Origin of the sequence: Kribbella capetownensis (genome assembly GCF_004331485.1) — a bacterium.
GTDB classification, from domain to species: Bacteria; Actinomycetota; Actinomycetes; order Propionibacteriales; family Kribbellaceae; genus Kribbella; species Kribbella capetownensis.
Window position 1 is genome coordinate 48,061 of the sequence record NZ_SJKD01000006.1, and the last position, 21,825, is coordinate 69,885.

Sequence of the window (21,825 nt, forward strand, 5' to 3'; positions counted from 1 at the left end):
CAGGACGCCCCGGGAATTTGTCAGGATGGGGTCCATGAGCGCACAGGTACGACCGTCGGGTGAGCAGTGGACGCTTCGATCCGGCGGGTACGCCGCCACCGTGGTGAGCGTGGGCGGCGGTCTCCGCGGGCTCACGTACGACGGGCGCGAGGTGCTGCTCGGGTACGGCGAGGACGAGCCGGCGCACGCTGGGATCGGCCAGCACCTGTTCCCCTGGCCGAACCGGATCACGGATGGGAAGTACACCTTCCAGGGTGCCGACCAGCAGCTCTACCTGACCGAGCCGGCCCGGCAGAACGCGATCCACGGGCTCACGCGCTGGGCCAATTGGGAGCGCGTCGACGATGGGACGGATGCTGCGGTGGTCGAGGTCGGTCACCGGCTGCACGGCCAACCCGGGTACCCGCACCAGCTCGACCTCCGCCTCTCCTACCGCCTGGCCGATGCGCTCACCGTGACCGCCACCGCGGCCAACATCGGCGCGAGCGATGCGCCGTACGGGTATGGAACGCATCCTTATCTGAGCGTCGGGCGGCCGATCGACGAGTGCGTGCTCGAGTTCGCCGCGAACGACTGGCTCGAGGTGTCGCCGGAGCGATTGACCCCGATCGGGCTGTCGCCGGTGAAGGGATCGCGGTACGACTTCCACACCGGGCGGCCGATCGGCGCGCTCGACATCGACAACGCCTTCACCGGGCTCGGCGGCGGCCCGTGGTCGGTGACGCTGACCGATCCGGACTCCGGCAACAAGACCGTCCTGACCAGCGACACTCCCTGGCTGCAGCTCTACACCGGCAGCGCGATCGGGCGTACGGCGCTCGCCGTCGAGCCGATGACCTGCCCGCCGAACGCCTTCATCACCGGGCAGGACCTGGTCGTGCTGAAGCCCGGTGAGTCGCACACGACTACGTTCCAGGTGTCCGTCTAGGGCCGGCGCCGTGCTCCCGGGCCACGGCCGCCAGCTCATTGGCGGCCCGGCTCGCCCGTGACCCCTCGGCCGCCTGCACCGCGAGGATGCCGATCCGGTTGCTGTCGGCATCGAACAGCTGAAGCCACGCGTCGCCCGGCCGGAACCGGAGCGCCGTCACCTCGGACCAGCGCAGCGTGTAGGACTTGAACACGTTGCGCACGTACAGCCGGTCCGGGTACGCCGTCACCCGCAGCGTCGTCATCCGGTAGAGGATCCACAGCACCGCGCCGAAGAACGCCAGCAACGTCAGCCGCTGGAACCAGCTGAACGACTCGCGGGCGTCGTCGGGCAGCCGGAACCAGATCACGCCGAACACCGCGATCAGTGACAACCCCATCACGCCGGACATCAGCGCCACGATCCGCGGATGGAAGGTGAACAGCCGGTCGGCGGCAGCAGCCATGTCAGACCCGCGGTCAGATCCGGCAGGCGTGGATGTCCGTGGTGAGGATGGCACGCGCGCCCACCTCCCACAGCTGGTCCATCAGCCGCTGGGCGTCGGCCCGCTGGACCATCACGCGAACGGCGACCCAGCCTTGCCGGTGCAGCGGCGAGACCGTCGGCGACTCCAAACCCGGCGCGACCGCGGTGGCCGCGTCGACCGCGTCAGCCGGGATGTCGTAGTCCATCATCACGTAGTTGCGGGCGATCAGGACGCCCTGCAGGCGGCGTACCAGCTGCTCGATGCCGTTCGGCGGGGTCTCCACACCGTGCCGCTTGATCAGCACCGCCTCGGACTTGAGAATCGGGTCGCCGAAGACCTCGAGTCCGGCCTGGCGGAGCGTCGTACCTGTCTCAACGACGTCGGCGATCACGTCCGCGACGCCCAGCTGGACGGCCGACTCGACCGCACCGTCGAGGCGGACCACGGAGGCGTCGACCCCGTTCTCGGCCAGGTGGTCCTGCAGGACGCCGGCGTACGACGTGGCGATCCGCTTGCCGGCCAGGTCCTTCACCGAGTCGGCCGCACCGGGCCGACCGGCGAACCGGAAGGTGGAGCTGGCGAAGCCGAGCTCCATGATCACGTCCGCGTCGGCGTGCGAGTCGAGTACGAGGTCACGGCCGGAGATGCCGACGTCCAGCGTGCCCTCGCCGACGTACACGGCGATGTCGCGGGGACGCAGGTAGTAGAACTCGACCTGGTTGGCCGCGTCGGTGAGGGAGAGGTCCTTGGTGGTCCGGCGCTGTTTGTAGCCGGCCTCGGTCAGGATCTCGATGGCGGCTTCGCTCAGCGAGCCTTTGTTGGGTACTGCGACGCGCAGCATGGGACTGCCCTTTCTGAAGTGAACCGGTGACTGTCGGAGGGGTTCCTACAGATGTCGGTACACGTCGTCGAGGTCCAGGCCGAGCGCGTGCATCATCACCTGGGTGTGGTAGAGCAGTTGGGACAGCTCCTCCGCGGCCCGCTCCTTGCCCTCGTGCTCGGCGGCCATCCAGGACTCGGCGGCCTCCTCGACCAGCTTCTTGCCGATCGAGTGCACGCCGGCATCCAGCGCCGCCACGGTCCCGGATCCCTCCGGTCGCGTCCGCGCCTTCTCGCCCAGCTCGGCAAACAGCTCCTCGAAACTCTTCATCGCGCGCCCAGCCTAGAGGGCCGCCCCCAGCCCGCGCCCCTCAGGTCCGCCTGACGGACCCCGGCCTGTGGGTTACTGGATCATGGACGATCAAGTGCAGATCTCAGTGATGCTGGCGGTCTCGGACGCGCCCGGCGCCGCGGAGTGGTACGCCCGGGCGATGGGAGCCGAGCAGTTGTGGAACCTCGGCAGCGTGATCGGACTCACGATGGGCGGCGCGGCCTTCTTCCTCGGTGAGCCGGGCAACAACGGGTGGGACACGCCTGCGGCCACGGGTGCGCCGACTGTGCGGATCGAGATCTTCGTGGACGATCCGGACGCCTTCATCGACCGCGCCGTCGAGGCCGGAGCGGACGGAAGCCGGGATCCGGCCCGCACCCACCAGATGCCCTGGGGGCCGCATCGCCAGGGGACGTTCGTCGATCCGTTCGGGCATTTGTGGTTCGTGGGTGACAGGTCTCCGCTACAACGTCATTGAGGCGGCCTTGAGGGTCCGCGGGGGTGAGTGCGCGTCCACGTAGTAAGCGTGCCGCTCGGACAGGAGTTGCTTGATCATGGCGTAGTCGACGCTGTCTTCCTGCGTGCGCTGGTGGTACGGCGGTGGATAGAAAGCGTCACCGATGAGTACGACGCCGGAGTCGATGGCCAGCACGGAGTCCGGGGCGTGGTTGCCGCCGACATGACGCAGTACGACGCCCGTCGGCAGGGTGAGGGTGTCGTCGAAGGTCTGGGCGGGGACGACGATCTTGAAGCCGGTCCAGTCGGGTACGGCGAGGGCGCGGGCCCGGAAGCTGGGGCCGAGCTTCGGGTTGACCTTGACCTGGTCGTGCAGGTAGCGGTGGCTCCATGGGCGTTCGGCCTCCGCGGTCATGATGCCGACGGCCGACGAGTGAGCGATCACTGTGACGTCCGGCCAGGCACAGGCGCCCCAGGTGTGGTCCCAGTGGTGGTGCGTGTAGACCAGCCACCGCGGCGCGGGCAGACCGGCGGCCGCGATCGCCGCCTGGATCTCGCCGGCATGCTCCGGGCTGTTGCCGGCGTCGATCAGGACGCTGCCCCGGTCGTCGGCGATCACCGCGACCGACGGTCGGATCGCGTCCGGGTCGGGATCGTGGGGGTACAGCCAGACCCGGCCGTTCAGGTGTTCGAGCACCTGGCCGACGATAGCCGCATGCAAACTCCCCGGAGACTCCGCGACCTCGGCGTCGTCGTCGGCACGCTGCCGACCGGCCCGCTCAATGCGATCACCGACGTACCTGGCGTCCGCGTCGGCCAGACCACGATCGCCACCGATGACCTGAACACCGGCGTCACCGCGATCGTGCCGGAGGGGTACTCCGGCGGGCTGCCCGCAGCCGTGGCGGTGGGCAACGGATACGGCAAGCTCGTCGGGAGCACCCAGGTGGACGAGCTGGGCCGGATCGAGACGCCGATCCTGCTCACCGGGACTCTGAGTGTCTTCCGGGTCGCCGACGCGCTCGTCACCTGGCTGATCGAGCGCGATCCGAAGGCGACCAGCCTCAACCCGGTCGTCGGCGAGACCAACGACGCCTTCCTCTCCGACATCCGCCGCCGCCCGATCACCCCCGAACACGTCCACGCCGCTCTGGACTCCGCCTCCACCGATCTCCCCGCCGAAGGTTGCGCCGGAGCCGGCACCGGCACCACAGCTCTCGGCTTCAAAGCCGGCATCGGTACGTCGTCCCGCACGATGGACGGCGGTTCGGTCGGAGCGATCGTGCAGTCGAACTTCTCCGGGCTACTGACCGTGCTCGGCAAACCGGTCCCGGCCGTGCCAGTGGATGCCGACGGCAACTCCTGCATGATCGTCGTCGCCACCGACCTCCCGCTGGACGCTCGCCAACTCGGTCGGCTGGCCCGCCGTGCGGTCTTCGCCCTCGCCCGCGTCGGCTCCGACTACGCCCAGGGCAGTGGCGACTACGCGATCGCCTTCACCACCAACCCCACGTCCGGCTACCAGGACAAGGATCTGCGCGCGCCGTTCCAAGCGGTCACCGAATCAGTCGAGGAGGCCCTCCTCAACTCCCTCACCATGGCGCGCACCACCAAAGGCCACCGAGGCAACACCGCCCACGCCGTCCCCCACCACCTGATCAAGGCGGCTCAGTAGGCCACGCCGACTGGCTGGTTGACCGTTGCCGGGTCGTCGAGGACGGCCAGCATCAGGTGGGCGACGTCGGCTCGCGAGATGAAGTACCCGTGCGAGACGCTGCCGCCGACCACAGTGCGGTAGTTGCCGGTCAAGGGTTTGTTGTTCAGCTTGGGTGGGCGGACGATCGTCCACTCCGTTCGGCTGCTCATGATGTCGGCCTCCATCACGCGGAGGTCGGCGTACACGTCGGCCGCGAAGGCGTTGATCATCGGGTGGAGAACGCGCCGATTCAGGAAGCTCTCGTCCGGCGGCATCGGTCCGAGCGGCGCTGCGCTCACCGCGACAAAACGACGTACCTGGGCGGCTGCCATCGCGGCCAGCATCGAGCGCGTGCTGCTCGAAGCGACCGCCCCGGACTTGCGACCACGCGGGCCGACACCGGAGATGACCGCCTCGCTCCCGTCCACCGCGTCCCGCAACTCACCAGCCTCGTCCAGGCCCGGCACGCGGACCACCTCCAGCGACGAATGCTCCAACTCGAACGGCGACGACTGCCGAACCACCGCCGTCACCTTGTGCCCCGCGTCGAGCGCCTGCCGTACGACGTGGCCGCCGATCCCGCCCGTCGCCCCGAACACTGTGATCCTCATCCGACTCCTCCTGCGCTACCGTGATGTTCTCTGCAACTCATATAGTACGGAAATCATAATATATGGAACAGACATCATCGGGTGACGCGCGCCACGATCCACGTGGCCGTCGCCGCGCCGGGAACGACATCAAGGCCGCACTGCGCGACCTGCGGATCCAGCTCGCCCTGCTGAACCATCAGGTCGGCGGCAAGCTGGCGCTGAAGGACGTCGACCTCGACTGCCTCGACGTATTGGCTCGCAGCGGGCCGCTGACGCCGAGCACCCTGGCGCGGCAGGCGGGTCTGCACCCAGCGACGTTGACCGGGATCCTGGACCGGCTCGAACGCGGCGGCTGGATCACCCGCGACCGGGCCCGCGGCGATCGCCGCAGCATCAGCATCCGGGTCCTGCCCGATCGCGGCGTCGAAGTGTTCCGGCTCTACCAGCCGATGATCAGCGCGATGGACGACCTTCTCGACGGTTACTCCGAGGAGGAGCTCGACGTGATCGCCGGCTTCCTGCGCCGCAGTACCGAGGCCGGCCGGACCTCCACCGAAAAGCTGGCCGGTCAGGACTCGTAGACGTCGAGCAGGGTGCGGGCGAGGGCCGCCAGCTCGTCCCGCAGCTCCGGCGGCTCGAGCACCTCCACCGCGTTCCCGAACCGGCAGAACGCTGCGGCGGCATTGGGGATCGACTCGATCGGCACAGTGGCCGTCACGCTGCCGTCCCCGGCAGGCTCGGCCGCCGCAACCGCCTTCACCAGCAGGGGAAACGACACGTCGTGCATCTTCGCGGCAAGCCGGGCCGACACCCGTACGACGGCCTGTCCGGTGAACCGGACCTGATCGAACTGGTCCAAGTGCTCCTGCCAGAATCCTGCCAGGTCGAACCCTTCCGACCGCTCGAACTCCTCCTCGGTGGGCGTCAGCTCGAGGATGCTCGACACCCGGTACGTCCGCATTCCATTGGTCGTCGCGGACACGACGTACCAGCTGCCGTTCTTCAGCACGAGGCCGTACGGCTCGAGCACGCGCTCGACCTCGCGCGGCGCCTCCCAACGGCGGTAGAGCACCCTGATCCGCCGGTCGTGCAGCACGGCGTCGGCCACCTGCGCGAGGTACGGCGAGGTCTCTGCGTCCTGGTACCACGCAGGCAGATCCAGGTGGAAGCGATTCTTCAGCCGGCCGGCCCGGTCCCGCTGATCAGGCGCCAGCGCGGCCAGCAGCTTCAGCTCCGCGGCGCTCGTCTGCTCAGTCAGCCCGAGAGCCGCGGCCGCACCGGGCATGCCGACGAGGAACAGCGCTGCGGCCTCCTGCTCGTTCAGTCCGGTCAGCCGGGTCCGGTACCCCTCGACCAGGCGATAACCACCCGCCCGCCCTTGATCGGCATACACGGGTACGCCGGCCGCCGCGAGCGCGTCAACGTCGCGGTAGATGGTCCTGAGCGAGACCTCCAGCTCGTCGGCGAGCTCGCGCGCGGTCAGCCGCCTGCGGGTCTGCAGCAGTAGAAGGATCGACAGCAGCCGGCTGGAACGCATGCTCTGAGGTTAGCCTTTTAAACTGCCATGGTTTGTCAGGTTTCACGGCCACGCTGGCTGCATGACGACTTGGACCAAGGTGACCGGCGACTTCGACTTCCTGAACGGGTACTTCGACGTCCGGCACCGCACCCTGAAACAGGCCTTCGCCGACTGCGACGAATGGCAGGAGTACGACGGAACGACGACGGCGAACACGTACTTCGACGGCGCTATCAGCATCGACGAGATGCGCTTCCCGACCAAGGGGTCGTACGGGCTGTCGGTCCGGCTGTTCGACCCGGTCGCGAAGGAGTGGAGCATCTGGTGGATCGACAGTCGCACGATGCGCCTGTATCCGCCCGTCCGCGGCGGCTGGTCGCAGGACGGGTCGAGCTGCCGGCTGGTCGGTGACGACGAGCTCGATGGGAAGCCGATCCTGTGCAGCTACGAGTGGTCGGACATCACCGACACCACGGCGCACTGGGAGCAGGCCTACTCCAACGACGGCGGCGTGACCTGGGAAACCAACTGGATCATGGACTTCACCCGGCGAGACACTCCCCCGCCGCCCCTCGACGTACCCAAACTGACCGGAGACTTCGACTTCCTGGTCGGCCGATGGGACATGCACAACAGTCGCCGCAAGCCCGCGCTCGGGGAGCCGGCCGAGTGGTACGAGATGCAGTCGGAGATGGAAGTCACGACGTACTTCGACGGTGCTGTGAGCTTCGACGAGGGTTGGTTCCCGACCGAGGGCTTCCGCGGCGCGACGCTGCGGATCTACAACCCGTCGGAGAAGACGTGGGCAATCCACTGGATCAACAGCCTGCGCGGCCAACTCGAGACACCGGTGATCGGGGCGTTCGGGACCGACGGCAAGGGCATCTTCGAAGGTCCGGATGTGTGGGAGGGACAGTCGATCGACGTCCGCTTCACCTGGACACCCGGCGTCGACAAAGCCGCCTGGGAGCAGTCCTTCTCAACCGACAGCGGCCAAACCTGGATCCCCAACTGGGAAATGAACCACACGAGAATCAGGTAGCCGCGATGTGCAGCTCGACAGGTAGTGCACCTGCGAGACGCCGTACACAGGACGCGTTGTGCGCTCAGGTGCACTACGAGTCGGCCGGCACTACCTGTCCATCTGTCCTACAGTTCGCGGACGGCGAGCAGGGTGGACAGGGCTGCTTGGGTGGCCTCGTAGCCTTTGTCTTCGCGGCTGTCGGGGAGGCCGGCTCGGTCCAGTGCCTGTGGGTCGTTGTCGCAGGTGAGTACGCCGAAGCCGACCGGGATGCCCGTGGTGACGCCGACCTGCATCAAACCCTCGGTCGCGGCCTGGCAGACGTACTCGAAGTGCGGAGTATCGCCCCGGATCACCACGCCCAGAGCGACCACAGCGTCGTACCCGTTCTTTGCTGCGTGCAACGATGCGACGGGGAGTTCGAAGGAGCCGGGGACTCGGACGACGGTGTAGTCGGTCACGCCGGCGTCGCCGAGCGCGCGGATCGCGCCGGCGACGAGGGCGTCGGTGACCTTCGGGTGCCATTGGGCGGCGACGATCGCCACCCGGGCGCTTTCCACCCGGGGGATCTCGATCGAGGGTGCTCCACTGCCCGACATCAGCCGGCTCCGTTCTCTTCGGTCAGCAGTCCGCCGGGCAGGTGGTGGCCCATCCGGTCGCGTTTGGTGCGCAGGTACCGCAGGTTGTGCTCGGTCGGGTCGATCGAGATGCCGCGACGCTCGACCACGTCGATGCCGTAGCCCTGCACCCCGGCCAGCTTGTCCGGGTTGTTGGTCAGCAACCGGACCTCCTTGACGCCCAGGTCCGCCAGGATCTGCGCGCCGGTGCCGTAGTCGCGTGCGTCCGCGGGCAGGCCGAGGTCCAGGTTCGCGTCGACCGTGTCGCGGCCAGCGTCCTGCAACTCGTACGCCTGCAGTTTGTGCAGCAGCCCGATCCCACGCCCCTCGTGGCCGCGCAGGTACACCACGACGCCACCCTCGGCCGCGACCTGTCGCATCGCCTCGTCGAGCTGCGGACCGCAGTCGCAACGCAGCGAGCCGAACACGTCGCCCGTCAGGCACTCCGAGTGCAGCCGCACCAGCGTGGGCCCGTCGCCGATCTCACCGCGCACCAACGCCAACTGCTCCGACCCGTCCACCGTGTTCCGGTAGCCGTGGGCAACAAAATCGCCGTACCTGGTCGGCAGCGTGGTGGTCGCGACCCGCTGGATCTGGGTCTCGTTGAGCCGGCGGTACCGGATCAGATCGTCGATCGACACCAGCACCAGCCCGTGTTCGTCGGCGAACGTGCGCAGCTGCGGGCCGCGCTTCATCGTGCCGTCGTCGTTCACCAGCTCCGATATCACCGCCGCCGGGGTCAGCCCGGCCAGCCGCGCCAAGTCGATCGAGGCCTCGGTGTGCCCAGGCCGGACCAGTACGCCGCCATCGCGGCCTCGCAGTGGAAACACGTGTCCCGGCTGGACCAGGTCGTACGGCTCGGACGCGGAGTCGGTCAGCACCCGGATCGTCCGGGCCCGATCCGCGGCCGAGATCCCAGTGCTGATGCCGTCACGGGCATCGACCGAGATCGTGTACGCCGTCCGCATCCGCTCCCGGTTGTGCGGCGTCATCAGCGGGATGCCGAGCCGGTCGAGCTCCTCGCCCTCCATCGGCACGCACACCACGCCGGAGCTGTAGCGGATCAGGAACGCCAGCAGCTCCGGCGTCGCCTTGGACGCGGCGAAGATCAGGTCGCCTTCGTTCTCACGGTCCTCGTCGTCGACGACGATCACCGGGCGACCGGCGCGGATCTCCTCGATCGCATGCTCGATCGTGTCGAGCTTCAGTACGGTGCCCATCTCAGCCCACCACCACAGGTTCCGGAGTCACAGCGCGCTCCTTGTTCTGGATCTTCCACCAGGACGCGAATCCGACGATGCAGAACAGCCCGTAGACGACGTACATGGTGGCCGACGGGTAGAACTTCGACTGCACGAGCAGCGGTACGCCGACCACGTCGACGGCGATCCAGATCAGCCAGAACTCGACGAACCCACGCGCCATCCCGTACGTCGCCAGGATCGAACCGGTCAGGATCCACGCGTCCCACTGCGGTCCCCACGAGCCCAGCTCGCTCAGGACGAAGTACGCGATGGCGTAGAGGACGACGCCGACGCCGAGCAGCTCGATCCGCTCCCGGGCGGTGGCCCAGCGCGGCTGGACTCCCGTCGCGGCGCCTTGGTGGCGAGTCTGGTACCAGCGGTACCAGCCGTAAAGGCTGACCAAGGCGAAGAACACCTGGCGGCCGGCCTGTCCCCACAGGTCCTTGTCCTGCGGCGTGTCGAACACCCCACCGACGAAGACCGTGAACAGCAGAACGTTGCCGACGATGCCGACCGGCCAGGCAGAGACCATCCGGCGCATGCCGAACAGTGCGCTGGCCAATCCGAAGCCGTTGCCGACGATCTCCCGGATCAGTACTGGCGAGCCGGCGATCGTCACCTGCTCGTGCAGCAGCCAGTCGAGCGGGTTCACTTGGTGCCTCCAGCAAGTAGTCGTTCCACGTACTTCGCGATCACGTCGACTTCGAGGTTGACCGTGTCGCCGACCTTGTTCCGGCCCAGCACAGTCAGCTCGAGCGTGGTCGGGATCAGGCTGATCCCGAACGTGCCGGTCGCGTCGTCCACATCGGTGACGGTCAGCGAGACGCCGTCGACGGCGATCGAGCCCTTCTCGGCGACGTACTTGAGGATCTCCGGCGCGGCCGCGACCCGGACTTCCTCCCAGTGCTCGGCCGGCGTGCGGCTCGCGATCGTGCCGACCCCGTCCACGTGGCCCTGGACGATGTGGCCGCCGAGCCGGTCATGCGCGGACACGGCCCGTTCCAGGTTGACCTGCGAGCCCTTGGCGGCCTGGCCGAGGCTGGTGCGCTGCAATGTCTCGCGCATCACGTCGGCAGTGAAGGTGCCGTCGCCGGTCGCGACCACGGTCAGACAGCAGCCGTTGACCGCGATCGAGTCGCCGTGGCCGGCGTCCCCGGTCACCTTGGGGCCGCGGATGGTGAGCCGGGCGGCGTCACCTTCGAGCAGGTCGAGCGCCTCGACGGTGCCGAGTTCCTCGACGATTCCGGTGAACATTCAGTGCGTCCTTTGCGGTTCGAGCGGCGTCAGGATCAGCCGGACGTCGTCGCCGAGGCGAGTGACGTCCGCTAGCTTGAACCGCCGCAGGTGGTGGATCGATTCCGCGCCGAGGTCGCCGATCGCGGCGTACCCCGAGCCGAGCACGGCCGGGGCAACGTACGCGACGAGTTGGTCGACGAGTTGCGCGCGCAGGAAGGCGGCGGCCAGAGTCGGCCCGCCCTCGAGCCAGAGGTGCCGGATCTGCCGGTCGTCGAGCTGCCGGAGTACCTCGGCCGGGTCGTGGGTGGGCAGCAGCAGGGTCTCAGCGCGGTCGTTGCGAACTCGCGCGGTCGTGGGGATCTCGCGATCGCCGACGACGACGCGCAGCGGCTGCCGGGCGGCCGGTACGTCGTTCTCGTCGCGAACGGTCAGCTCCGGGTCGTCGTCCAGCACGGTCTGGGTGCCGACGGCAATCGCGTCGCACTCGGCCCGCTTGCGGTGTACGTCGGCCCGGGCGAGCGGACCGGTGATCCAACGGCTGGTCCCGTCCGGTGCGGCCGACCGCCCGTCCAGGGTGGTGGCGAACTTCCAGGTGACGAACGGACGACCGGTCCGCACGCTGTGCAGCCAGACCTGGTTGACCGCCTCAGCCTCGGCCCGCAGTACGCCCTGCTGCACGGTGATGTTCTTGCTCCGGAGCTTCTCGGCGCCTCCGGATGCCTGCCGGTTCGGGTCTGGAACGGCGTACACGACGCGAGTGATCCCGGCCGCGATCAGCGCGTCGGCACACGGCCCGGTCCGGCCGGTGTGGTTGCAGGGCTCCAGCGTCACGTACGCCGTACCGCCGCGGGCTGCCGGTCCGGCCATCCGGAGGGCCTCGACCTCGGCGTGCGGGCCACCGGCAACGGCATGGAAGCCCTCACCGACCGGATGGCCGTCCGGGCCGGTGATGACACAGCCGACCACCGGGTTGGGATGGGTGGTGCCGATGCCGCGTGCGGCCAGCTCGATCGCACGCCGCATCCAGGCGACATCGATCGGCGAAGCGTTGTTCACTCACGGTCCCTCGTCGTCACGGACGCACTCCGGGGCCATGACAACCGGCGCGGCGACCCCCGCCGTCCAGCCGGTCCTCAGAGGATCGAGGCCACGCGATCACGCAGGCTCATCACCCACAGACACGCCGTCCGGACGCCGGAGCTCTCCCGCCGATCGCGTGCACCTCCCATCCGGACTTTCACCGTCGGTCCTGGAATTCCACCAGGTCAACCGACCGCCAAACCGCAGCGGCCGGGTCGCGGACTGTCACCGCCGGCTCGGAATTACACCGACCCCGGAGCACGCGAGTGGGTTCACTCGTACTTCAAGTATGCCCTCCCCGCCAACCCCCACCACGACCCAGGTCACATCCCGGTCATCTCCCCCCGTCGCTCCTCGGCGCACTCAGCGCTTTCAGGTCCGGTCGGGGCGGTCCCTCGGAGCTTGTACCTTCATTCCGGTGGAGGCGTTTGCTGGGCGGTGGTGTCCCTGTGAGCCGTCATCGTTTCCTCCCGTGAGATTCGCTGTCGCAAACCTTGACAGTTTGCGATCGCAAATGTCAAGACGACTCGTTCGCGCTTGGTTATCCACAACTGCAAACGGATGGGTTGGCAATTTGCCTTAGCAACTGCGAAGATGTTTGCAGTCGGTCACGGACGACGGCCGGGTTAGGGGATCACACCGATGCACCAGACAGCGCACAACCTCCAGCAGCAGATCGAGCTGTACGGCGAGACGCTCGGTGAAGTGGTCCGCCGAGTCGCCCCGCCACTCGGCCTGACCCAGAGCGCGCTCGCGCAGGTGATCGGGCTGTCGGCGCCGATGCTGTCACAGCTGATGAGCGCGCAGCGGGTGAAGATCGGCAACCCCGCAGTGATGTCGCGCCTTCGCGCCGTGTCCGAGCTCGCCGATCTGGCCATCGCCAATGAGCTCGGTCCCAACGACATTCCCGACACACTGGACCGGATCCGCGCCTCGACGGGCGCCTACACCGACGCCACGACCACCCGACTGCGATCACCCGGCCCCCTAGCGGGGGGGACCATGGGCTCGACGCCATCCTTTGCGACACCCCCGGGGCTAGGAGCGGAGGCGCCAACGGGACAGCCCTGGCCATCAGGAGCCGCCCCCACGAACGCGCCCCTGAGCACGCCACCGAGCACGCCACCGACCCCGCGGGCCGTCGTGCGAGAGATCCAGGATCTGTTCCGTGCGGTCGCCTCCGCCGAGGAGATCCAACTAGCCGCCGACGCAGCCGCGGCGGAGTCGCCGGCGATCGCCGAGCTGCTGCTCGCCTATGGGACCGGCCGGACCGCTGATGCTGTCGCGCACTATGAGAAACACCACGGTTGACCAGTCGGCACCGACGCCGGCGCAAGCGCATCAGGCGTTGATATAGCACAGGCCAAGTAGACATCTCGGCCTGTCTCACTGGGTGTCGGTGCGGAATGCCGGGCACCCAGGCGATGTTCTGTTGCCGCGTCAGGGCGGTTTTGCCCTGCATTCGCTGACGTTTGTGAGGAGACAGTCGTGCGCGCCATCAGCGCCCTTCGCCGGATCACCGCAGTAACCACCGCCGTCACGCTGGCGGTCACGATGGTTGCCTGTGGCAGCAATGACGACCCGGCCGCGAGCGGATCGGACCTCGGGCTGATCAAGTCCGGGACGTTGCGGATCGGGACGCTGACCGACGCGCCGCCGAACGTGTACGTGAAGGACGGCAAGTTCACCGGGTTCGACAACGACCTGATCACCGCGGTCGCGGCCAAGCTCAACCTGAAGCCCGAGTTCGTCGGCACCGACTTCTCCGCCCTGCTGTCGCAGGTGAACGGCGGCCAGTTCGACCTCGGCAGCTCGTCCATCACGGTGACCGAGGCGCGCAAGAAGACGGTTGCCTTCAGCAATGGATACGACTTCGGCTACCTCGGCCTGAACACCACCAAGACCTCCGGTATCACGACGTTCGACCAGCTCCGTGGCAAGCGGGTGGTCGTGGTCCAAGGCACCGTCCAGGACGACTACGCCACCGGCAAGGGCCTGGACCCGGTCCGCGTTCCGAACTACAACGCCGCGCTCGGGCAGCTCAAGGCCGGTACGGCGGACGCCTGGGTGTCGCCCGCCGAGATCGGCGAGAAGATGGCCAAGGAGCAAGGCGGCGGCACGGTGATCCTGGCGGCCAAGGAACTCAGTGACGCGCCGATGGCGTTCGCCGTGGCCAAGAGCAACGACAAACTGCGGGGCGCGGTGAACAAGGCGCTCGACGAGGTGATCGCCGACGGCACCTGGTCCACGCTGGTCGAGCAGTACTACCCGGGCCGCGCCGTACCGGCGACCTTCAAGCCGGGTAGCGGCAGCGTCACGCCGGCGGCGAGCACCACCGCAGCGGCCGGCTGATGGACGTCTGGTCCACGCTCGGTGACACCTTCCTCGACTGGGAGTCGATGAAGGCGGTCCTGCCCGAGATGCTCAAGGTGGGACTGGTCAACACGCTCATCCTGGCGGCCGCCTCGGTCGTGCTGGGCACCGTGCTCGGCATGGCCGTGGCGGTCCTGGCCTTGTCTCGGAAGCGTTGGCTGCGCTGGCCGGCCAAGATCTACACCGACATCTTCCGCGGCCTCCCGGCCATCCTGACCATCCTGTTGATCGGCCAGGGCCTGTCTCCCATCACCCGGCACTGGTGGGGCCCGAACCCGTACCCGCTCGGCATCCTCGCGCTGTCCCTCATCGCCGCCGCATACATCGGCGAGATCTTCCGCTCCGGCATCCAGAGCGTGGAGAAGGGTCAGCTCGAAGCGGCGCGAGCACTCGGATTCAGCTACTCGGACGGGATGCGGCTGGTCGTCATCCCGCAAGGGGTACGCCGGGTCCTGCCCGCGCTGGTCAATCAGTTCATCGCGCTGGTGAAGGAGTCGAGCCTGGTCTACTTCCTCGGCCTGCTCGCCAGCCAGCGGGAGCTGTTCCGGATCGGGCAGGACGCGGCCGCGACCAACGGCAACCTGTCGCCGTTGCTGCTGGCCGGCATCTTCTATCTGATCATCACGGTCCCGCTCACCCACTTGGTGAACTACTTCGACAAGCGGCTGCGGGAGGGACGTCCAGCCGAGTCGGAGGACGTCGTACTCGAGGAGTTGGCCCATGCAAACCGTTGAGGTCACGACAGCCGCCAGCCTCGAGGTGTCCGGGGTCGAGCTCGCGTTCGGCACCAACAAGGTCCTGCGCGGTGTAGATCTGCAGGTGCCGACCGGGCGTACGGCGTGTGTGATCGGGCCGTCCGGCTCCGGGAAGTCGACGTTGCTCCGAGCCATCAACCGGCTGCTCGAACCTGACGCCGGCGACATCCGGCTGGCCGGGGAGTCGGTGCTCACGGGCAACCCGGACGATCTGCGGCGCCGGATCGGGATGGTGTTCCAGCACTTCAACCTGTTCCCGCACAAGTCGGTGCTGGAGAACGTCACGCTCCCGCTGCGCAAGCTCAAGAAGCTCGACCCCGACCAGGCACGAGCCGCGGCGCTAGGACAACTCGAGCTCGTCGGGCTGAGCCAGAAGGCCGCAGCGCGACCGGGCAACCTGTCCGGCGGTCAGCAGCAGCGGGTCGCGATCGCCCGCGCGCTGGCGATGGAGCCCGAGGTGATGCTGTTCGACGAGGCCACGTCGGCCCTCGACCCGGAGCTGGTCAAGGGTGTGCTCGCCCTGATGGCCGACCTCGCCCGGACCGGGATGACGATGGTCGTCGTCACCCACGAGATGGGGTTCGCCCGCGAGGTCGCGGACCAGGTCGCGTTCATGGACCACGGGGTCGTGGTCGAGTCCGGCGTACCCGAGCAGGTCTTCACCGCGGCGGAGTCACCGCGGCTGCGGCAGTTCCTCTCGCAGGTGCTCTAGCGACAGGAAGCAACGCCGAAGCGTCCGCTATGCGTAGTTTGTTGACGCGGCAGCGGCGTGGATCCCGGCGCTCGGCGTGATCCCACCGATCGTGGACGGGTGAGGTAGTGAGGTAGTGAGGTAGTGAGGCCCGCCCGCCCACGTCCGGGAGGACGCATGGATGTTCGCTTGACGCGCACCGGCCATCGGCTCATCGGTCTGGCGATGATGATGGTGGTCAGTGCGGTGATCGGCACCGTCGTCGTCGCAGCCGCCCGCAATCCGAGCCAGCAACCACAGACCGCACCGCCACCGCCACCGTCCGCAGCGCCGGTGAAGGTGGCCCTCCCCACCAAGTACGTCGTGCTGACCTTCGACGACGGGCCCGATGCGGCGTACACCCCGAAGATCCTCGACATCCTGGCGAAGTACGAGGCGAAGGCGACGTTCTTCGAGATCGGCAAGAACGTCACGAAGCATCCGGAGCTTTCCAAACGCATCCACGACGCCGGGCACAGCGTGCAGAACCACACCTGGACGCATGCCGACCTGCGGCACCTGTCCGCCACCGCGTTCCGGCAGCAGGTGATGTCGGCCGACCAGGCCATCCAGGCCGCGATCGGCAGTACGCCGGCCTGCCTGCGCCCGCCGTACGGCGGGATGGACCCCACCGTCCGGCAACGCGCCAAGGCACTCGGCAAGGACCTCGTGGTGTGGACCGTCGACTCACGTGACTGGACCAAGCCCGGTACGACGGCGATCGTCCAGCGCGTACTGAAGAACGTCCACAGCGGATCGATCATCCTGATGCACGACGGCGGCGGCAACCGCACTCAGACCGTGGCCGCCCTCCCCACCATCCTGAAATCCCTCAAGGCAAAGGGCTACGGCTTCCGCACACTGAACTGCTAGTCGAGGGCGGCGACCAGGGGGACGACGTCGGCGATGGATTCGGCGATGCGGGTTGGGCGGTAGGGAAAGCGCTCCACCTCGTGTCCGCCGGTGGAGCCGGACAGGACCAGGACGGTGCGGAGGCCGGCTTCGAGGCCGCTGATGATGTCGGTGTCCATGCGGTCGCCGATCATCACGGTGGTCTCGGAGTGCGCCTCGATCCGGTTCAGCGCGCTGCGCATCATCAGCGGGTTCGGCTTGCCGACGAAGTACGGCGCGATGCCGGTGGCGCGGGTGATCAGCGCGGCCACCGACCCGGTCGCGGGCAGCGGCCCCTCGGTGGACGGGCCGGTCGGATCGGGGTTGGTCGCGATGAACCGGGCTCCGTCGGAGATCAGCCGGATCGCCTTGGTGATCGCCTCGAAGGAGTAGGTGCGCGTCTCACCCAGTACGACGTAGTCCGGCGCGCGCTCGGTCAGCACGTACCCGACCTCGTGCAGCGCCGTGGTCAGTCCCGCCTCGCCGATCACGTACGCCGTACCGCCCGGGCGCTGGTCGTCGAGGAACTGGGCGGTGGCCAGCGCACTGGTCCAGATCGCGGTCTCGGGGACGTCGATGCCTCCGGCAAGCAGGCGGGCGCGCAGGTCGCGGGGCGTGAAGATCGAGTTGTTGGTCAGCACCAGGAACTTCTTCCCCGACGCCTGCAACGACGCGATGAACTCACCTGCTCCGGGGATGGCGCGCTCTTCGTGCACCAGCACGCCGTCCATGTCCGTCAGCCAGCTCTCCACCGGCTTGTGCTCGGTCATTGGGCAATCGTAGGGGTGCCCGAGCCGGCTCTACCGGCCGGTGGCCTGCTCGGCGAGACCGCGCAGCTGCTCGACCATCGCGTTCGGGTCGTCGGCGGCGTACACCGCGGAGCCTGCGACGAAGACGTCGGCTCCAGCCTCGGCGCAGCGCTCGATCGTGTCGGCCGAGACGCCACCGTCGATCTCGATCCACAGGTCGAGGCCGTGCTTGTCGAGCATCTGGCGGGTCCGGCGGATCTTCGGGACGCACACGTCGAGGAACTTCTGCCCGCCGAAGCCCGGTTCGACGGTCATGATCAGGATCATGTCGAGCTCGGACAGCATGTCCTCGTACGGCTCGATCGGCGTGGCCGGCCGCAGCGCCATCGCGGCCCGCGCACCCTTGGCCCGGATCTCGCGGGCGGTGCGGATCGGTGCGCGGCAGGCCTCGACGTGGAAGGTGACGCTGCCGGCCCCCGCCTCGACGTACCCGGGAGCCCATCGGTCCGGGTCCTCGATCATCAGGTGGCAGTCGAGCGGCGTACTGGTCGCCTTGGCCAGCGACTCGACGACCGGCATACCGATCGTCAGGTTCGGCACGAAGTGGTTGTCCATCACGTCGACGTGCAGCCAGTCGGCGTTCGACACCGCCGTCGCCTCGTCGGCCAGCCGGGCGAAGTCGGCGGACAGGATGCTCGGCGCGATCTGAATCCCCATGGCGTCAATCTACCGACGTGCCTCGACCCATTCGACGACCCGGTCCATCGACTCGACCACGGCGACGCCGGCCGGCAGCGGTGGCCGGCGGATCACGACGACCGGGATGCCGAGCAGTTGGGCCGCGGTCAGCTTTGCCGCGGTCTGCGGGCCGCCGCTGTCCTTGGTGACCAGGACGTCGATCCGGTGGTCGCGCATCACGGCCAGTTCGCCGTCCACGTCGTACGGGCCGCGGGCGAGGATCAGCGTGCACCAGGTCGGTCGTGGCTCGGGCGGATCGACACAGCGGGCGAGCATCCAGACTCCGGCGTGCTCGAACGCATGCAGTCCCTGACGTCCGATGGTGAGGAGCGCCCGGGAACCCAGCGTCGGCAGCAACTCGGCTGCGGCCGCCGTGGTGTCGGCCCAGTGCCAACGCTCACCAGGCGTCCACCCCGGACGGCGAAGAACTAACAGCGGTACGCCGACCTCCCTGGCAGCGCTGTCGGCGTGCTCGGTCATCGTCGCGGCGAACGGGTGGGTCGCGTCGACCACTGCGTCCACCGGAGTGTCGCGGAGCCACTGGGCCAAACCGGCCGCTCCGCCGAAGCCGCCTTGGCGGACAGCACCGACAGGCAACCGGGCATCGGCGGTCCGGCCGGCCAGGGACGAGACCACGTCGACCCCAGTGGACGCCAGGGTTTGCGCGAGTTCACGCGCCTCGCCGGTTCCGCCGAGCAGCAGGACCTTCATCGGGCGCGCGTTGCCGAATACAGGTGGCTGTCGCGGAACGCCGTCGCCGCCAGCACCTTCCCGACGATGATCACCGCCGTACGGCGGATGTCCGCGGCGCGCACCTGATCCGCGATGTCGGCGAGCGTGCCACGCAGGACGACTTCGTCATCGCGGGACGCCCGGGCCACTACGGCGACCGGGCAGTCGGCGCCGTAGCTGGGCTCTAGTTCGTCGACCACGCGATCGATCTGCTGGACGGCGAGATGCAGCACGAGTGTGGAGCGGCTGGTGCCGAGGGTGGCCAGGTCCTCGCCGGACGGCATCGCCGACGCCCGGCCGGCGATGCGGGTGAGGATCACGGTCTGGCCGACTTCCGGCACGGTCAGCTCGCGCGCGAGAGTCGCGGCGGCGGCCGCGTAGGCGGGTACTCCGGGGATCACGTCGTACGGGATGTCGAGGGCGTCGAGGCGGCGCATCTGCTCGGCCATAGCGCTGAAGACGGACGGGTCGCCGGAGTGCAGGCGGGCTACGTCGAGTCCGGCGGCGTGGGCGGCGTTGAGCTCGGCGATGATCTCGTCGAGGTTGAGTGCAGCCGTGTCGACCTTGCGGGCGCCGGGCGGGCAGTGGACGAGGAGTTCGACCGGGACGAGCGCGCCGGCGTACAGGCAGACTGGCGACGAGGCGATCAGGTCGCGGCCGCGGACCGTGATCAGATCGGCCGCTCCGGGGCCGGCCCCGATGAAATGCACGGTCACCTGGTCACGCTCCTGCTCGTCGCTGGCATCGCGGGCCTGATCGTCGCGGACGTCACTTGGTGACGCTCCAGATGGTGACGGGCATGGCGGGGCGCCAGCCGGTCATGGTTCCGATGGCGGAGGCTCGTTGGACGTCGAGGCGGATCAGGTCGCCGCCGAGTTCGCCGTACCAGTGCGCGATCAGGGTCTCGGTCTCCAGCGTCACACCGTTCAGCACGAGGCGTCCGCCGGGTCGGAGTGCGTTCCAGCAGGTGTCGATCAGGCCCGGTGCCGTCGCTCCCCCGCCGATGAAGATCGCGTCCGGCGTCTCCAGCCCTTCCAGGGCTGCGGGTGCTGCGCCGACGACTGTGGTGACCAGAGCGCCGAGGTTTGCGACGTTGCGGTCGAGGCGCTTGGCCCGCTCGGGATCACGTTCGATCGCGATCGCCCGGCAGGCCGGGTGGTGGCGCGACCACTCGATCGCGATGCTTCCCGCACCGCCGCCCACGTCCCACAGCAACTGCCCTGGCACCGGCGCCAGCCGCGACAACGTCACCGCCCGCACCTCGCGCTTCGTCAACTGCCCGTCGCTCTCATAGGCCTCATCCGGCAGTCCGGGCACAGTAGGCAGCAGCGCCGCGTCGGCACTGGCGTGGCACAGCACACCGATCACGTTCAAAGCGTCGACGTCGTACGACCACTCGGAGGCGGTCGCAGTACGCACCCGCTCCGACGGACCACCGAGCTGCTCGAGCACAGTCAGTTCGCTGGCGCCATAGCCGCGTTCAACAAGCAGCGCGGCGATCTCAGCCGGCGTGTGAGCACCCCAGCTCAGCACTAGCAGCCGCCGCCCCGGCTGAACGTGCGGGTGTACGCGTTCAGTCGGGTGCCCGACCAGACTGACCATCTGCACCTGGTCCTGCGGCCACCCGAGCCGCGCACACGCCAGCGACACACTCGACGGATGCGGAATCACCCTTACGGCGTCCGCCCCGAGCAGCCGCGTCAGCGTCGTACCGATGCCATGGAACGTCGGGTCACCACTGGCCAGCACGCACACCGCCCGGCCCGCGTACTGCGACAGGAGCCCGGGCAACGCCTCGGACAAGGGCGACGGCCACTTGACCCGCTCCGCCTCGACGGATGGCACGAGAGCGAGTTGCCGGGCGCTTCCCATGAGTACCTCGGCCGCCAGCACAGCAGACTGAGCCGCCGGAGACAGCCCCTCCCAACCGTCAGCGCCGACACCCACGACGGTGACGACTTCAGCCGGCATTGCCCAACACCTTCGTGATCGTGATCTCGATGACCACCCGGCGTGGGTTCACCCGCGGCTCGCGGTACCGCTTCGCATAGCGGCGTACGGCGTCCTCCACCCGGTCCGGGTCGTCACTGACGACCGCCCGGCCCTCGAGTGTGGACCAGTGGCGTCCATCCACCTGCGTCACCGCGACCGCAGCGCCCTCGGGTCCCGCCTTCCGGATCGTCCGGGCCTTGTGCGACGTACCGGAGCAGATCACTCGGGCTATCCCCGCCTCCGGGTCCAGCGTCGCGCCCACCGGTGTCGCGTGCACCGTGCCGTCCGCCCGGACGGTACTCAGCACGCACAGGTGCCGCTCCGTCCAGAACCCGATCAGTCCCTCAGTCCAACGCACCCCGCGATCGTAGACAGCGGGTGCGACGAGGTCAGTGATCAGGGGCTCACCGTCAACGCCTTCGGGATGAACAGAGCCTCCCCGGACGTCGACGCGACCATCAGATCCCACGCCCCGGGTGCCGCCTTCGTCAGATCGACGGCCACTGTCGCCGCGCTGTGGTCGGCCGACACCGACGTCACCACCCCGGCCACTGGGAGTCGGCCCCTTGCCGTGAACCGCACGACGTCCGTCGACTCGAGCAGCTCACCGTGCACCGTCAGCGTCGCCGTCGTCCCTGCCGCCGCCACCGCCGGCGTGATGCCGCTGAGCCCGAAGACAGGGGCCGGAGCCTCGCCGGCCAGCGGCGCGGACTCGAACGGTCCGGTCGCGCAGGCGGGAACGAGCGCGAACAGGATCGCGAGCAGAACGACGCAGAGGCCGCGGACCGCCCGTTCGGGCGTGCGCAACCTCCGTGCGTGCACGCTCATCGACCCATTCCTCCCCAGAATGCCCACCCCG

28 protein-coding genes and 1 riboswitch are annotated in these 21,825 nt (G+C 68.5%); of the genes, 10 read left to right on the forward strand and 18 right to left on the reverse strand.

The features are described 5' to 3' along the window. The first annotated feature begins 34 nt into the window (after positions 1 to 34). The gene (locus tag E0H75_RS25105; protein ID WP_131516125.1) at positions 35 to 928 is read left to right on the forward strand and encodes an aldose 1-epimerase family protein; all 894 of its coding nucleotides are present in this window, start codon (positions 35 to 37) and stop codon (positions 926 to 928) included. Here E0H75_RS25105 and E0H75_RS25110 read toward each other — a convergent pair. Genes E0H75_RS25110 through E0H75_RS25120 form a run of 3 tightly spaced genes read right to left on the reverse strand, consistent with a single transcriptional unit; the run spans position 906 to position 2,544 of the window. After that, positions 906 to 1,373 (reverse strand): PH domain-containing protein, encoded by a 468-nt coding sequence (locus E0H75_RS25110; protein WP_131516126.1) that lies wholly within the window; start codon positions 1,371 to 1,373, stop codon positions 906 to 908. The two genes, E0H75_RS25105 and E0H75_RS25110, sit on opposite strands and share 23 nt — an antisense overlap. A gap of 13 nt (positions 1,374 to 1,386) precedes the next feature. Further along, the gene (gene hisG, locus E0H75_RS25115) at positions 1,387 to 2,235 is read right to left on the reverse strand and encodes an ATP phosphoribosyltransferase (RefSeq protein WP_131516127.1); all 849 of its coding nucleotides are present in this window, start codon (positions 2,233 to 2,235) and stop codon (positions 1,387 to 1,389) included. A 45-nt stretch (positions 2,236 to 2,280) separates the two neighbouring features. Further along, positions 2,281 to 2,544, reverse strand: a complete 264-nt coding sequence (locus E0H75_RS25120) for a phosphoribosyl-ATP diphosphatase (protein ID WP_131516128.1) — start codon at positions 2,542 to 2,544, stop codon at positions 2,281 to 2,283. 82 nt (positions 2,545 to 2,626) lie between these two features. Between E0H75_RS25120 and E0H75_RS25125 the strand changes: the two genes are divergently transcribed. Further along, complete coding sequence (locus E0H75_RS25125) at positions 2,627 to 3,022, forward strand: VOC family protein (protein WP_131516129.1); 396 nt, start codon at positions 2,627 to 2,629, stop codon at positions 3,020 to 3,022. On the opposite strand, the gene E0H75_RS25130 is transcribed toward E0H75_RS25125, so the two are convergent. Further along, entirely contained in the window at positions 3,008 to 3,697 is a 690-nt protein-coding gene (locus tag E0H75_RS25130) for an MBL fold metallo-hydrolase (RefSeq protein ID WP_238163262.1), read from the reverse strand. The two genes, E0H75_RS25125 and E0H75_RS25130, sit on opposite strands and share 15 nt — an antisense overlap. An 18-nt stretch (positions 3,698 to 3,715) precedes the next feature. Between E0H75_RS25130 and E0H75_RS25135 the strand changes: the two genes are divergently transcribed. Next, entirely contained in the window at positions 3,716 to 4,675 is a 960-nt protein-coding gene (locus E0H75_RS25135) for a P1 family peptidase (protein ID WP_131516131.1), read from the forward strand. Here the strand turns inward: E0H75_RS25135 and E0H75_RS25140 are convergent. After that, positions 4,669 to 5,307, reverse strand: a complete 639-nt coding sequence (locus tag E0H75_RS25140) for an NAD(P)-dependent oxidoreductase (RefSeq protein ID WP_131516132.1) — start codon at positions 5,305 to 5,307, stop codon at positions 4,669 to 4,671. The two genes, E0H75_RS25135 and E0H75_RS25140, sit on opposite strands and share 7 nt — an antisense overlap. A 62-nt stretch (positions 5,308 to 5,369) precedes the next feature. Here E0H75_RS25140 and E0H75_RS25145 point away from each other — a divergent pair, with 62 nt between their 5' ends. After that, complete coding sequence (locus tag E0H75_RS25145) at positions 5,370 to 5,870, forward strand: MarR family transcriptional regulator (RefSeq protein ID WP_131516133.1); 501 nt, start codon at positions 5,370 to 5,372, stop codon at positions 5,868 to 5,870. Here E0H75_RS25145 and E0H75_RS25150 read toward each other — a convergent pair. Then, a complete protein-coding gene (locus E0H75_RS25150) occupies positions 5,858 to 6,826 on the reverse strand; it encodes a helix-turn-helix transcriptional regulator (protein WP_131516134.1) in 969 nt (322 codons plus the stop codon). The two genes, E0H75_RS25145 and E0H75_RS25150, sit on opposite strands and share 13 nt — an antisense overlap. Positions 6,827 to 6,887: 61 nt before the next feature. Here E0H75_RS25150 and E0H75_RS43695 point away from each other — a divergent pair, with 61 nt between their 5' ends. Next, positions 6,888 to 7,850, forward strand: a complete 963-nt coding sequence (locus E0H75_RS43695) for a hypothetical protein (RefSeq protein WP_202873168.1) — start codon at positions 6,888 to 6,890, stop codon at positions 7,848 to 7,850. A gap of 107 nt (positions 7,851 to 7,957) precedes the next feature. Here the strand turns inward: E0H75_RS43695 and ribH are convergent, their stop codons facing one another. The 5 genes from ribH to ribD are packed head-to-tail and all read right to left on the reverse strand — an operon-like array spanning position 7,958 to position 11,982. After that, a complete protein-coding gene (gene ribH / locus E0H75_RS25160) occupies positions 7,958 to 8,428 on the reverse strand; it encodes a 6,7-dimethyl-8-ribityllumazine synthase (protein ID WP_131516135.1) in 471 nt (156 codons plus the stop codon). Continuing rightward, positions 8,428 to 9,666 carry a bifunctional 3,4-dihydroxy-2-butanone-4-phosphate synthase/GTP cyclohydrolase II gene (locus E0H75_RS25165; RefSeq protein WP_131516136.1) on the reverse strand — a complete coding sequence of 413 codons (1,239 nt, stop codon included), beginning with the start codon at positions 9,664 to 9,666 and terminating at the stop codon, positions 8,428 to 8,430. The genes ribH and E0H75_RS25165 overlap by 1 nt, the downstream gene beginning before the upstream one ends. Before the next feature lies 1 nt (position 9,667). After that, positions 9,668 to 10,342 (reverse strand): nicotinamide riboside transporter PnuC, encoded by a 675-nt coding sequence (pnuC, locus tag E0H75_RS25170; protein WP_131516137.1) that lies wholly within the window; start codon positions 10,340 to 10,342, stop codon positions 9,668 to 9,670. Further along, positions 10,339 to 10,944, reverse strand: a complete 606-nt coding sequence (locus tag E0H75_RS25175; protein WP_131516138.1) for a riboflavin synthase — start codon at positions 10,942 to 10,944, stop codon at positions 10,339 to 10,341. The genes pnuC and E0H75_RS25175 overlap by 4 nt, the downstream gene beginning before the upstream one ends. After that, positions 10,945 to 11,982, reverse strand: coding sequence for a bifunctional diaminohydroxyphosphoribosylaminopyrimidine deaminase/5-amino-6-(5-phosphoribosylamino)uracil reductase RibD (ribD, locus tag E0H75_RS25180; protein ID WP_131516139.1), 1,038 nt, complete (start codon positions 11,980 to 11,982; stop codon positions 10,945 to 10,947). It lies immediately after the preceding gene. Between the two features lie 157 nt (positions 11,983 to 12,139). Further along, positions 12,140 to 12,271: riboswitch (FMN riboswitch) on the reverse strand. 377 nt (positions 12,272 to 12,648) lie between these two features. Between ribD and E0H75_RS25185 the strand changes: the two genes are divergently transcribed. The 5 genes from E0H75_RS25185 (at position 12,649) to E0H75_RS25205 (ending at position 16,737) form a co-directional block, all read left to right on the forward strand. After that, positions 12,649 to 13,317: a helix-turn-helix domain-containing protein gene (locus tag E0H75_RS25185; RefSeq protein ID WP_131516140.1), complete on the forward strand. Its 669-nt coding sequence runs from the start codon at positions 12,649 to 12,651 to the stop codon at positions 13,315 to 13,317. Between the two features lie 177 nt (positions 13,318 to 13,494). Then, complete coding sequence (locus E0H75_RS25190; RefSeq protein ID WP_202873169.1) at positions 13,495 to 14,358, forward strand: substrate-binding periplasmic protein; 864 nt, start codon at positions 13,495 to 13,497, stop codon at positions 14,356 to 14,358. Then, the gene (locus tag E0H75_RS25195) at positions 14,358 to 15,113 is read left to right on the forward strand and encodes an amino acid ABC transporter permease (RefSeq protein WP_131516141.1); all 756 of its coding nucleotides are present in this window, start codon (positions 14,358 to 14,360) and stop codon (positions 15,111 to 15,113) included. The genes E0H75_RS25190 and E0H75_RS25195 overlap by 1 nt, the downstream gene beginning before the upstream one ends. Then, positions 15,100 to 15,846 (forward strand): amino acid ABC transporter ATP-binding protein, encoded by a 747-nt coding sequence (locus E0H75_RS25200; RefSeq protein ID WP_131516142.1) that lies wholly within the window; start codon positions 15,100 to 15,102, stop codon positions 15,844 to 15,846. Before E0H75_RS25195 ends, E0H75_RS25200 begins: the two co-directional genes overlap by 14 nt. 156 nt (positions 15,847 to 16,002) lie before the next feature. Continuing rightward, complete coding sequence (locus E0H75_RS25205; RefSeq protein WP_202873170.1) at positions 16,003 to 16,737, forward strand: polysaccharide deacetylase family protein; 735 nt, start codon at positions 16,003 to 16,005, stop codon at positions 16,735 to 16,737. Here the strand turns inward: E0H75_RS25205 and E0H75_RS25210 are convergent. The 7 genes from E0H75_RS25210 to E0H75_RS25240 are packed head-to-tail and all read right to left on the reverse strand — an operon-like array spanning position 16,734 to position 21,794. Beyond that, a complete protein-coding gene (locus E0H75_RS25210) occupies positions 16,734 to 17,525 on the reverse strand; it encodes an HAD-IIA family hydrolase (RefSeq protein ID WP_131516143.1) in 792 nt (263 codons plus the stop codon). The genes E0H75_RS25205 and E0H75_RS25210 overlap by 4 nt on opposite strands. Positions 17,526 to 17,555: 30 nt before the next feature. Then, positions 17,556 to 18,221 (reverse strand): ribulose-phosphate 3-epimerase, encoded by a 666-nt coding sequence (rpe, locus tag E0H75_RS25215; RefSeq protein WP_131516144.1) that lies wholly within the window; start codon positions 18,219 to 18,221, stop codon positions 17,556 to 17,558. A 9-nt stretch (positions 18,222 to 18,230) separates the two neighbouring features. Further along, a complete protein-coding gene (locus E0H75_RS25220) occupies positions 18,231 to 18,953 on the reverse strand; it encodes a cobalt-precorrin-6A reductase (protein WP_131516145.1) in 723 nt (240 codons plus the stop codon). Beyond that, a complete protein-coding gene (gene cobM, locus E0H75_RS25225) occupies positions 18,950 to 19,690 on the reverse strand; it encodes a precorrin-4 C(11)-methyltransferase (protein ID WP_131516146.1) in 741 nt (246 codons plus the stop codon). Before cobM ends, E0H75_RS25220 begins: the two co-directional genes overlap by 4 nt. Positions 19,691 to 19,742: 52 nt before the next feature. Continuing rightward, positions 19,743 to 20,945: a precorrin-6y C5,15-methyltransferase (decarboxylating) subunit CbiE gene (gene cbiE / locus E0H75_RS25230; protein ID WP_131516147.1), complete on the reverse strand. Its 1,203-nt coding sequence runs from the start codon at positions 20,943 to 20,945 to the stop codon at positions 19,743 to 19,745. Further along, entirely contained in the window at positions 20,935 to 21,324 is a 390-nt protein-coding gene (locus E0H75_RS25235) for a TIGR03618 family F420-dependent PPOX class oxidoreductase (RefSeq protein WP_131516148.1), read from the reverse strand. Before E0H75_RS25235 ends, cbiE begins: the two co-directional genes overlap by 11 nt. Before the next feature lie 38 nt (positions 21,325 to 21,362). After that, complete coding sequence (locus E0H75_RS25240; RefSeq protein WP_131516149.1) at positions 21,363 to 21,794, reverse strand: hypothetical protein; 432 nt, start codon at positions 21,792 to 21,794, stop codon at positions 21,363 to 21,365. Positions 21,795 to 21,825: the final 31 nt, after the last annotated feature.